The sequence below is a fragment of the Paenibacillus sp. GbtcB18 genome, assembly GCF_019091125.1.
Lineage (GTDB): Bacteria > Bacillota > Bacilli > Paenibacillales > NBRC-103111 > Paenibacillus_F > Paenibacillus_F chitinolyticus.
Genome location: NZ_JAGXJX010000001.1, coordinates 718890 through 731649 on the forward strand (window position 1 = coordinate 718890; position 12760 = coordinate 731649).

The following is a 12760-nucleotide window of genomic DNA, read 5'->3' on the forward strand; positions in this document are numbered from 1 at the left end:
AACTGCGGAGGGATGAACGTGGAACAATTTCAGACACTGATTGACGTTATCCGGGACAGGGGAGACAAGAAGTCCAGCGGAATAACCTTTATTAACGGTGACCAGAACGAAGAAAGTATTACTTACGGAGAGCTGCTAGAAGACGCGCTTGGCGTTCTTCACCATCTCCAAAGCTCGGGCATGAAAGCGGGCGACGAGCTTCTTATGCAAATCGACGATAACAGGTCTTTTCTGAATGTGTTCTGGGGCTGCCTGCTGGGGGGGATTATCCCGGTACCGGTAACGGTCGGCAATAATGACGAGCACAAGATGAAACTGTTTAAAATATGGGATACTCTGAACAATCCTTACTTGATCACCGAAGGAAAAGCATTGGACAATCTGGAGAAATATGCCCTCCAAAACGGAAAAGAGGAGGTGTTCGAAAAGGTCAGAGAAGTGTCTCTTTTTACGGATAAAGTACATTATTCCACTGGGGATAAGGGGGTTATTCATGAAGCGAAGGCGTCCGATCTGGCGTTTATCCAGTTTTCGTCAGGTTCGACTGGAGATCCGAAAGGGGTCATGCTGACCCATGAAAATCTGATTTATAACACAAGGGACATGGCCGTTCAAACGGAGATGGACGAAACGGATGCCTATCTCGGCTGGATGCCGCTCACGCATGACATGGGATTGATCGCTTTTCACCTGACCTGCGTCATGTCCAACACCAGGCAGCTTATTATGCCGACCGCGCTGTTTATCCGGCGCCCGTCTTTGTGGATGAAGAAAGCGTCGGAGCATAAGGTTACCCAGACCTGTTCCCCCAATTTCGGGTATAAATTTTTTCTGGCCCAGTACAAACCGGAAAATGCGGCGGATTGGGACTTGTCCCGGCTGCGTTTGATTTATAACGGGGCGGAGCCGATTTCCAGCGAGCTATGCGACGTCTTTATGGAGGCCATGAGCAAACACCGCCTGAGAAGTACCGCCATGTTTACCGTGTACGGCATGGCCGAGGCAAGCGTGGGCATGTCTCTGCCGCCTTTGGAAGAAAATTTCCGGCGTCTTCACCTGGATCGTGAGCATTTGAATATCGGCGAAAAGGTGGTTCAGATAGACGCTTCTGATAACCGCTGCCTGACGTTTGTGGATGTCGGTCATCCGCTGCGAAGCAGCTATATCCGCATCTGTGACGACGCGAACCTGCCTCTGGACGATTACGTGATCGGGAATATTCAAATCCGCGGCATGAATGTAACGTCAGGCTATTACAACAATCCCGAAGCGACCGCCAAGGTCATTACTCCAGACGGATGGCTCATAACAGGCGACCTGGGCTTTATGCGAGAGGGTCGGCTCATTATTACGGGCCGGGCGAAAGATATCATTTTTGCGAACGGGCAAAATGTGTATCCTCACGACATCGAACGGGTTGCGGAAGAAGTGGAAGGCGTTGAGCTAGGGAAAGTGGCGGTTTGCGGCGCCTACGATCCGGCGACCCGTCAGGACCGGATTATCGTTTTTGTGATGCATACGAAAAAAATCGAAGATTTCGCCCCGCTGGCCAAACGTCTCAAGGGTCACTTGAATTACCGGGGAGGGTGGGACATTCAAGCGGTTCTTCCCATCCGGCGGATTCCCAAAACGACCAGCGGCAAAGTGCAGCGGTACAAGCTTGCCCAGGACTATACGGACGGGAAGTTTGAAGAAACGATTGCGGGACTCCAGAAAATTTGGGAGCAGGAAAAGCAGAGTGCACGTGCGGCTGTCATTCCGCGCAGCGTTGCGGAGCAGAAGCTGCTTGCTATCGTGAAGCAAATTTTGCAGGTTGACGATATTGATACGCACGAGAGCTATTTCGATATCGGTGCCAGCTCTCTCCAGCTCGTGCAAATCGTGGAGGAGCTCGAAACCCAGTTAGGCGTTCAAGTGTCCGTGACGGACTTTTTCTCCTATCCGACGATTTCGAAGCTGGCCGGCTTTATTTCGCAGGGGGATGAGGCCGACCGTGTCGAGCAGAGCGATAGATTGGCGGGTTCCGGTCAGGAAACCGACGGCGATATCGCGATTATCGGAATGTCCGGAAAATTCCCGCAGGCGGACAACCTTAAGCAGTTTTGGACGAATATCTCCGAGGGCCGTGATTGTATTGCCCCGTATAACGAAAAGAGGAGAAAGGATGCCGAGGCGTTCATTTCTCATCTGAATACGGAGGGCCGGGATTTGTCGCTCGCGGAAGGCGGTTATCTGGACGAAATCGATACGTTTGACTATTCGTTCTTCAAGCTGACGCCTCGCGAAGCTTCGCTGATGGATCCGAACCAGCGGCTTTTTCTGCAAACCGTATGGAGCGCGATCGAAGATGCGGGATACGGCGGTTCCAATCTTTCCGGCAAACGAGTAGGCGTTTACGTCGGATTTTCCAAAACCAGCTTCGAATACGAGCGGCTTCTGTCCGAAGTGTCCCCGGCTTCTCTTCCGAATTTCGCGATCGGAAATTTGTCCTCGATCATTTCCAGCCGGATATCGTACCTGCTTGATCTCAAAGGACCTGCCGTCACAGTTGATACCGCATGTTCTTCCTCGCTGGTAGCTGTTCATCTGGCCTGCAAAGCGATTCTGAGCGGAGACTGCGATATGGCGCTTGCGGGCGGCGTGAAAACGATCTTGCTGCCGGTTAAGGCGGGCATCGGTATGGAATCCTCCGACGACCGTGCCCGGGCTTTTGATGACAGTTCGGACGGCACGGGCTGGGGCGAGGGCGTGGGCGCCGTTTTCCTTAAACCTCTCGGCAAAGCGATCAAAGACAAGGACAACATCCTTGCGGTGATCAAGGGGAGCGCGATTAACCAGGACGGAAGCACCGTGGGCATATCGGCTCCGAACGCATCCTCCCAGGCGGATGTCATTTCTCAAGCTTGGCGCAATGCACGGATCGATCCGGAGACGGTGACTTATATCGAAGCTCACGGAACCGGAACCAAACTCGGCGACCCGGTCGAAATCGACGGAATCGGCAAGGCTTTCCGCAGAAGGACGAAACGCAAGCAGTTTTGTGCCATCAGCACGGTTAAATCCAATATCGGTCACTTGTATGAAGCGGCCGGCATCGCAGGGTTGATCAAGACAGTGCTTTCCCTGCAGCACAAGAAGATCGCCCCTTCCGTTCATTACCGGGTTCCGAACCGGAAAATCAGTTTCGAGGAATCGCCGGTTTATGTGAATACCCAGTTAAAAGAATGGAAAACGGACGGCGCCCCGAGAAGATGCGGGATCAGCTCGTTCGGCTTTAGCGGAACCAATTGCCATGTCGTACTGGAAGAGTACGCGGGAGCCCCCGAACCTCTGCAGGAAGCATCTGTGGCAAATAGTGGAGCCGAAGGCAGCGTCCCGCTGCTGCTCACCCTATCGGCTAAAACCGAGGAAGGACTGCAGGAGCTTATCCGGGATTACGACCAACTGTTTGCCCGTACGGATGAACGCGATATGCAGGATGTATGTTATACGGCCGGCACGGGTCGTAGCCATCTGACTTACCGGTTGGCGGTTACGGCTGCCGGAGCAGCCGAATTGAAACAGAAACTGCAGCGTCTTCACAGGGAAGGCAAGGGTTCGGACGGCGTTTATATCGGCAAAATAGACAGCACTCAAGTGCAAGAATACACGCATCCGGGAAATCTCGCCGATCTTGGCGCGGAAGCTGTGCAGGAACTGGCCCGTCAGTATGTACAGGGAGCATCCGTAGATTGGAAGGCCCTATATGCGAAAGGATCGTTCAGAAAAGTATCTCTTCCGACGTATCCGTTCCAACGGAAAAGATGCTGGATCGACGTTCCCATCAAGGCCGGACAGGTGGCATCTGCGGCGCAACCGCTGCATTCGGCGCCAACGGGTCAACCGGAACGGGAACAATATATATCCGCAAAGGAGCAGGTGAGTGTGGTGAACGAACAGCTACAGGCGGAAACAGCCTCCGCCCGTCACGCCGATTCCGTCCGTCAGACGCTGATTACGATGATCGGCAACGTATCGCAGCTCAGTACGGAAGAGCTTCAGCCTCAGACACATTTCCTGGAGCTGGGACTGGACTCCATCAATTTATCCCAGGTCCGTCACAGCATTAAAGACGCGTTCGGACTGGATGTACCCATGAGCGATTTCTTCGAATCGCTCACAAACCTGGACCTGCTGACGGCCTATATCGTCGAACGGGTGCCGCAGACCGAAACCGCGCCCGTGATCCGTTCAGAAGCGGTCCTGCAAGTGTCTCCCGCCGAGACGGCGTCTGCCGGTTACGAGCGAACTGTTCCTGCGGAGCCGTACAGCTACAGCGAGCCTGCCGGAACGGCGAGCGAACAAGGACAGGCCGCGGCCGTTCCTGTCGTAGGTATCGCCGGAAGCTCAGCTTCTTCGGCAGTCGAGCGCATCGTGGAGCAGCAGCTACAGCTGATGTCACAGCAGCTGCAAGTGCTCGGAAATCGTCCGGCAGCGCAAGCACCGGTGTCCGTTCAACCGGCCGCCGTGCCCGGTCCGGCACCTGCCGTGAGGGTGATTGCCGCGTCTCCTGCCCAGTCTGACGCACGGCTGCATGCCGGAACGACGAGAGAAGTCGCTGCTGCCGTCGAAACGAGACCTGTTCCGCAGCAGGTAAACGGTGAGGAGCCGAAACCCTACGTACCTTATAAAGCTTTGGACCTGAAGGCCCGCGAATCGCTGTCACAGAGACAGGAAAAGCATGTGCGCGAGCTGATAGAGCGGTACACGGCACGGACGGGTCGTACGAAAGCGTACACCCAGCAGTATCGCGACGTGTATGCGAACAACCGCAATGTCGCCGGTTTTCGGCCTCTTTTGAAAGAAATGGTTTACCAGATCATCTCGGAACGCGCCGAGGGATCCAAGCTGTGGGACCTTGACGGCAACGAGTATGTCGATTTGACGATGGGTTTCGGTGTAAATCTGTTCGGACACAACCCTGCGTTCGTGCGCGAAAAGATTGAGCGGGAGCTTGCGAACGGCATGTGCGTAGGACCAATGTCCAATCTCGCCGGTCAGGTAGCCGAATCCATCTGCAGGATGACCGGAGTGGAACGCATCGCGCTGTACAATTCCGGAACGGAAGCCGTGATGGTTGCCCTGAGGCTTGCCCGCGCCGCAACCGGCCGTGCGAAGGTCGTTATTTTCGCAGGTTCTTATCACGGTACGTTCGACGGCGTGCTCGCACTAGGAAGCGCGGGAACGAACAAGGAGCATTCGACTCCGCTGGCCCCGGGCATTTTGCAAAATATGGTCGACGATGTGGTCGTGCTCAATTACGGAAGTGAAGACTCGCTGGAATATATCCGTATGCACGCTCATGAATTGGCTGCCGTGGTGGTCGAGCCCGTGCAAAGCCGCCGGCCCGATTTCCAGCCGAAAGCATTCCTGGAAGAAATCCGCCGTATCACGGCCCAGTCCCGCACCGCTTTCATCTTCGATGAAGTGATTACCGGTTTCCGCCTGCATCCGGGCGGCGCCCAGGCATGGTTCGGCATTAAAGCGGACCTGGTCACTTACGGCAAGGTCATCGGGGGCGGCATGCCCATCGGTATCGTCGCCGGTTCCTCGGCATTTATGGACGGCATTGACGGAGGAACCTGGAAATTCGGCGATGATTCCTTCCCGCAGAACGAACACCGGAGAACGTTCGTAGCGGGTACGTTCTGCCATCATCCGCTGGCAATGGCGGCATCCCTCGCTGTACTGAACCATCTGGAAGCTTCGGGAGGCCAAGTCCAGGCGGAGCTGAATGCGCGCACGGCGCGGTTTGCCGATGAGCTGAACACGTATTTCGGCCGTGAAGGCGTGCCGATCAAGGTGGTGCACTTCGGTTCGCTTTTCCGCTTTGTACTTAAAGGCGACCTTGAGCTGTTCTACTATCACATGCTCGATAAAGGCATTTATATCTGGGAGGGGCGCAACTGCTTCTTGTCCACCGCCCACTCGGAAGAAGATATTTCACGCATTGTACAAGCTGTCAAAGACAGCATCGGCGAACTGCGGAAAGGCGGATTTCTTCCCGACCGGGACCCGTCCCCGGACGATGACGATCCTTCCGGCAGCCGGCTTCCCGCCGACAAGCTGCAAGCAGACGGTCAAGGAGATACGTTTCCGCTGACTCCCGACCAGAAGCAGCTCTGGTTCGCCTCCGTTTCCAATCGCAAGGATTCCCCGGCGCTTCACGAAACCGCACTTCTGCGGTTTCGCGGACCGCTGCAGAATGAGGTGTTCGAGCAGGCTGTCCGGGCCGTTACCGCCAGACATGAAGCACTACGTCTCGTCATCAGTCAAGACGGTGAAACCCAGCATGTAACGGATAGCTTCAATGTGCCGGTTCCGGTTGTGGATTTAACGGGTGTTAATCCTGTGGAACAGGAACGTCAGATGAGGACTTGGCTCCATCGCGAGAGTCAGACGCCGTTCGATTTGAAGCAGAAGACACCGCTGTTCCGTATTCATCTTCTCCGCACATCGGCTGATGAGCATACGGCCGTGTTCACTTTTCATCACCTGATTGCCGACGGATGGTCCATGGCTCTGTTCGTCCAGGAACTGGAGCGGATTTATTCCGCTCTTGTCCGTCGGGAAGCTTACCGACTGCCGGAACCGGCACCTTTCAGAAGATATGCCGCTTGGCAGTCCGAGCAGCTGAAGAAACCGCAAAGCGCTCAAGCCACCGCTTATTGGAACGGACTTTTCGAGAAGCAGGTTCCCGTGGTCGAGCTGCCTTCCCCCGTCCGGGGAACGGTTCTTCCGACTTCCCGGGGCGGAAGGCATACAACTATACTTCAGGCCTCACTTGTACAAGAACTGAAAAAAACCAGCATAAAGCTCGGAAGCAGTCTATTTGTGACGCTGCTTTCGGGATTTCATCTTTTTCTGCACCGGTTAACGGGTCAGAGCGATATTACGGTCGGGGTACCCACGGCCGGACAGGCGCAGATGGAAGCTCCTTTTCTGATGGGAAACTGTGTCAATCTGCTCCCTGTCCTCAGCCGGGCTTCCTCCGAGCAGAGCTTTGCCGCTTATGCGGGTTCTATCAAGCAAAGAATGAACGAGCTGGACGCATATCAGGCATACAGCTTTGCGGCGCTGGCGGAGCGCGGGCTGCGCAATCTGCCTGTTCTTACGGCCGTATTCAACATGGACCGTCCGCTGCCGAAGCTTGCTTTTCACGAGCTGGACACGGAACTGCTTGTTCATGATCCGGCGTATTGCAAATACGAGCTTTTCCTGAACGTGACGGAGATTTCAAAAGAGCTGAGGCTCGATTTCGATTATAATGCGGACCTTTTCCAGCCTGAAACGGTTGAAACCTGGTCCCGTTATTTCATTCGTTTGCTCGAGTCTATCGTTCAAGGGGACGATAAACGCCTGCCCGAACTGTCTCTCCTTAGTGCGGAAGAAAGCGAGCGAGTGTGGGCGAGATGGGCCCTGCATGCGGATGAGAACGGGAGCTACGAATGTATTCTGGACGGTTACAAATATCCGGCCCCACCCGGAACGATCGGCGAAGTCTATGCGGTTTCGGGCGGAAAAGTCAAATCTCCGTCGAACCGTTTCACGAGTACGGGGAAATGGGCCTACAGCTACCCCAGCGGAGCCATTAAACGGCTCGGAAAATCTTCTCGCTCTGTCTTTATACGCGGAAACCGCGTGTTTTTGGATCAGATTGAAGAGCATTTGCTGCACACGCTTCACCTTGAGGCATGTGTCGTAACCGCTCAGCTCCACCCTGAAAATGAAGCCGTTGACTATATGACGGCATACATCGTTGCTAACCCTTCAAAAATATGGAAAGAAATAGAAAGTTTTTCGCTGCTGCACGAAACCTTGCCGGATTATGCGGTCCCCCGGTATGTGATTCCGATGGCGGAGCTTCCGCTGCTGCCGGATGGTGAGACGGATTTTGCGGCTTTACCTGCTCCCTCCGGCGGCAATTTGCCGCTTCCCGGCAAACAAAACTTGCAAGGAAGCGTAACGGACAAGCTCATCGCTATTTGGAAAGATGTGCTCGGCGCCGCTCATGTGAATGTCACGGATAATTTTTTTCAACTGGGCGGTGATTCATTAAAAGCGACCGTCATTCTTTCGCGGGTAAACAAAGAATTCGGCATTCATATTCCGTTAAGCGAGCTTTTTGCGCTGCAGACGGTTGGGGACCTGGAACAATTCATCACGGGCAGTTCCGGACAAACGTACGAGCCTATCCAGCCGGTTCAACCGAAACGGTCTTATCCAGTCTCGTCGGCCCAAAAAAGAATGTACGTCCTCGATCAGTTGGGCGGCGGAGGGACGGCTTACAACGTGCCGGGACGCCTTTTTATAGAAGGAGAAATCGACCGGGAGCGCCTTATCCGGGCACTTCGGCAGGCGGCGGCGCGACATGAGTCGTTTCGGACCTATTTCGAGCTGGAAAACGGGGAAGTGGTACAAAAAATCGCGGAAGAAGCCGATTTCGATGTTCCCGTCTCGATAGTACGGGCGGAAGAGATAGAGACGCTACAGATGCAGTTCGTCCGGCCGTTCGATCTCACGAAAGCCCCTCTATTCCGTGCCGGTCTGTTCGAGCTTGAAACAGGCGGCAGTGTTCTGCTGATCGATGTACACCATGCTGTGGCGGACGGTTACTCCATGGCCGTGCTTCTGGATGATTTTATCCAGCTTTATCAAGGTCGGCTTCTGCCTCCGCGAAATGTGCATTACAAAGATTATGCGATCTGGCAGAACGAACAGCTGGCCGAAGGAAAATTCAGCAGACAGGAAGCTTATTGGCTCCAGACGCTGGAAGGCGACCTTCCCGTTCTTCAGATGCCGACGGACTATCCGCGCCCGGCCTCTCAAAGCTTTAAAGGGGACAGCTTTGTCCAGCTTCCGGACGAGAAATTAACACAGGCGCTTTACAGCCTGGCGAAAGACAATGAAACGACGCTATACATGGTGCTGCTTGCTGCCTACAATGTGCTGCTGGCCAAATATTCCGGTCAGGAGGACATCCTTGTCGGTACGCCTGCCGCAGGGAGAAGACACGCCGATACGGAAAATATGGCGGGTATGTTCGTAAATACACTGGCGATCCGCAGCAAGCCCGAGTCCTCGCTGGCTTTCGGACAATTTTTGCAGGAGGTGAAAAGCCAGTCTCTCGAAGCGTTCGAAAATCAGGAATATCCGTTCGAGGAAATTGTCGAGAAGCTGCAGCTCGTGCGGGATTTAAGCCGCAACCCTCTCTTTGATACGATTTTCAGCCTGCAGAATGTAGGAACGGACGTCGTGAAGACGGGCAAGCTTTCCTTCAAGCCCGGAGAGTTTAACGTAGGCATCTCCAAAGTTGATTTCTCCTTGCATGTTACGGAGCAGAAAGACGGGCTGCTGTTTACTTGGGAGTATGCTACAGATCTGTTCGCGCGCGAAACAGTGGAGCGTCTGGCCCGGCACTATTCGGTCATCCTGGAGGCGATAGCCGGATCGGCGGATATTCTGCTTGGGGATATCCGGATGCTCACGGAGTCGGAGAAAGAGGACTTGATTAGCGGGTTAAACGCCACGGCGGTGGAGTTTCCTACTAATATAACGATCCACGAAGCGTTCGAGGAGCAGGCTGCGAAAACGCCGGAAGCTGCCGCGCTCGTTTTCGAAGGACGTAGCTTGTCATACCGGGAATTGAACGAACGCGCCAATTCCGCTGCCCGGACGCTGCGAGAGCTGGGCGTGGGACCCGACCGGCTAGTCGGGCTTATGGTGCCGCGCTCAATCGAAATGATCATCGGCCAGCTGGCCGTGCTGAAAGCCGGAGGCGCGTACGTGCCCATCGATCCGGATTATCCTTCGGCACGTGTTCTCTATATGCTTCAGGACAGCGAAGCAGGAGTGCTGCTGACCAGCCGCAGCTTGACCGAAGACCTGGAGTACGACGGAAGCGTGCTGTTCCTCGAAGAGGAAGAAATCTACCGGAACGACGGTTCCAATCTTGATGCTGAAGGCATAAAGCCTGAGCATCTGGCTTATGTCATCTATACGTCGGGATCGACAGGAAATCCGAAGGGTGTCATGCTGCCGCATCGTTCCGTCATGAACTTCGTAACCGGGATGAAAGAACTGATTGCTTTCCGCCCGAATAAAACGATTTTGTCGTTAACGACCATCTCGTTCGACATATTCGTTTTGGAATCTCTCGTGCCTCTTCTGACGGGAATGACAGTCGTCGTCGGAGACCGGCATCATCAGCTTGAAGCCGAAGCTCTCGGTGAACTCATCTGTTCGCATGAGATTGATATGCTGCAAATGACGCCTTCCCGTCTGCAAATGCTGCTCGCCAACGAAGAAGGCAAGCGGGCGCTGAACGGCGTGAAGGAAATTATGGTCGGCGGCGAAGCCCTTCCGCATGCGCTGCTGGAGCAGCTGCAGACGCTTGACGGACTGAAAATCTACAACATGTACGGACCGACCGAAACGACGGTATGGTCCGCGGTGAGGGAGCTGACTCAGGCAAGCCGGATCGATATCGGGCGACCGATCGCCAACACGCAGGTGTATATCGTCGATGCGCGTTCCAACCTGCAGCCTGTCGGAGTGCCGGGCGAATTGTGTATAGCCGGAGAAGGGCTGGCACGGGGGTACTGGAAACGTGAGGATCTCACGGCGGAGAAATTCGTGACCAATCCGTTTGTTCCGGGAACGAAAATGTACAGAACAGGCGATCTTGCACGCTGGAAGCCGGACGGGAACCTGGAATTCTTGGGGCGAATCGATCACCAGGTGAAAGTGAGAGGCTTCCGCATTGAGCTCGGGGAGATCGAAAATGCTTTGATAAGCGTGCCATCCGTTCAGGAGGCGGCGGTTACGGTCAATCAAAGCGGCGGACACGAGGCCGTTTTGTGCGCGTATGTCGTGCCAAAGTCGGATTCGGCTACAAGCGCGGCGGAGGTCAGGGAGCAACTGGCCAGACAACTGCCTTACTATTCGGTCCCGTCGCACTATGTATTTCTAGACAAGCTTCCGCTTACGCCAAACGGGAAAACCGATCGGAAGTCGCTTCCCGAACCGGATGATCTGTTCCGTACGGATACGGAGTATGCCCCTCCCCGCAATGAAGTGGAAGAGACGCTGGCCGGTGTATGGCAGGATGTGCTGGGTCGGGACGGGATCGGCATTCACGACAATTTCTTCCTCCTAGGGGGAGATTCGATCAAAGGGATCCAGGTCGTTGCCCGCATGAGAGCGGAAGGGTATGCGCTGGATATCAAGCAACTGTTCGAGCATCCGTCCATCGGGAATCTCGGCGCGTACGTGAGGTCGTCCGTCCGTGAAATCGCACAAGGTCCGGTCGAAGGAGAAATGGTGCTGACCCCTGTGCAGAACCGGTTTTTCGAACAAGGCGGTTACGAATCCGCATCGTCGCTATCGGCGCTGTTGTTTTCGGAAGCCGGTCTGGAAGAAAACCATGTCCGTTCGGCTTGGGACAAGGTGCTGAAACTGCATGACGCCCTTCGTTTGCGTGCCGTTTTGAAAGAAGGGAACTTGAAGCTGGAACACCGTTCCTTGGAGGAAGAAGATGCGGGACTAAGCGTCATTCGTCTGGACGGGGATAAGTCTGATCTCAGAGCGGCCGTTGAACTGCAAAGCAAAGGGATTGAATCGGGTCTTTCCCTGAAAGAAGGACCGCTGGCAAAAAGCGTGCTGTTCAAGACAGGCGAAGGTGACTACCTTCTGATCGCAGTCCATCGTCTGATTACCGACGAGACTTCTTTTTCTATAATCTTGGAAGATTTGGCGACTGTTTACGGACAGCTTATAGCGGGAGAAGGCGTATCGCTTCCTCTCAAAACGGATGCTTTCCGGACGTGGGCGGCCTATCTGGAAAAATACGCGGAGAGCAGCCAGGCGCAGACCCAGCGAGAGTACTGGACTCTGCCCGGCAATGTGGAGGAATGGACTGTTCCGCCTGATAAAGAAACCAAGGCGGGTCTTCCGACGCTCCGAAACTCGGTCTGCGCGGTTATCCCGGCAGAAAAGACGAGCCAATTACTTACAGGGGTGAAAGATATTTATTCGATGGAGGCCCGCGAAGCGATTTTATCCGCACTCGGCAAAACATTCGGCGAATCGTTGGGACTCAAACGTTTCTCCGTTGAACTGACGGCAGACGGCAGAAAGCTGTGCACAGATACGAAGCTGGATTTCTCACGGACAGTGGGCTGGTTCGATACGCAGTACCCGCTTGTGCTGGATACCTCGCATACCGATGATTTGGCGGGCTACCTCAAACAAGTTAAAGAAACGGTACGTCAAGTCCCGGACGGAGGAATCGGGTATGGGGCTTTGTACGATCTTGCGTCTTCGCATCGGCAAACAGAAGAGACCGCAGTCCGGAAGAAGCCGCGGATCGGGTTCGTTCACTTGGAGCCTTCGGGTGTCGCAACTCCTTATTTTGATTCATTTAACGAGGGCGAAAGAATAACAGACGAATTGTGGGCGGCACGGGAGTACAGCTGGTATCTCAAGAGCACGCTCGAATCGGGCGTCCTCACCCTACGGCTCGATTATGACGGCCATGCGTACACGGAAAAGACAGCATCGGATTTGCTTCATCGTCTGGAAGAAAATTTGGATGAGGTGCTGCGCCACTGCGAGGCCAAAACAGAGAGGGAGTTAACGCCGGCCGATGTCGGGGCAAACGATCTGGATCTCGATGAGTTCGAGGACATTAAACAATTTTATGAGAGCGTATAAGGGTTGC

General features: G+C 54.6%; 1 protein-coding gene. It reads left to right on the plus strand.

All coding sequences use genetic code 11. The features are described from left to right. Positions 1-18 precede the first annotated feature (18 nt). Positions 19-12753 (plus strand): non-ribosomal peptide synthetase, encoded by a 12735-nt coding sequence (locus tag KVT34_RS03475; RefSeq protein WP_217556691.1) that lies wholly within the window; start codon positions 19-21, stop codon positions 12751-12753. The last annotated feature ends 7 nt before the right edge of the window (positions 12754-12760 follow it).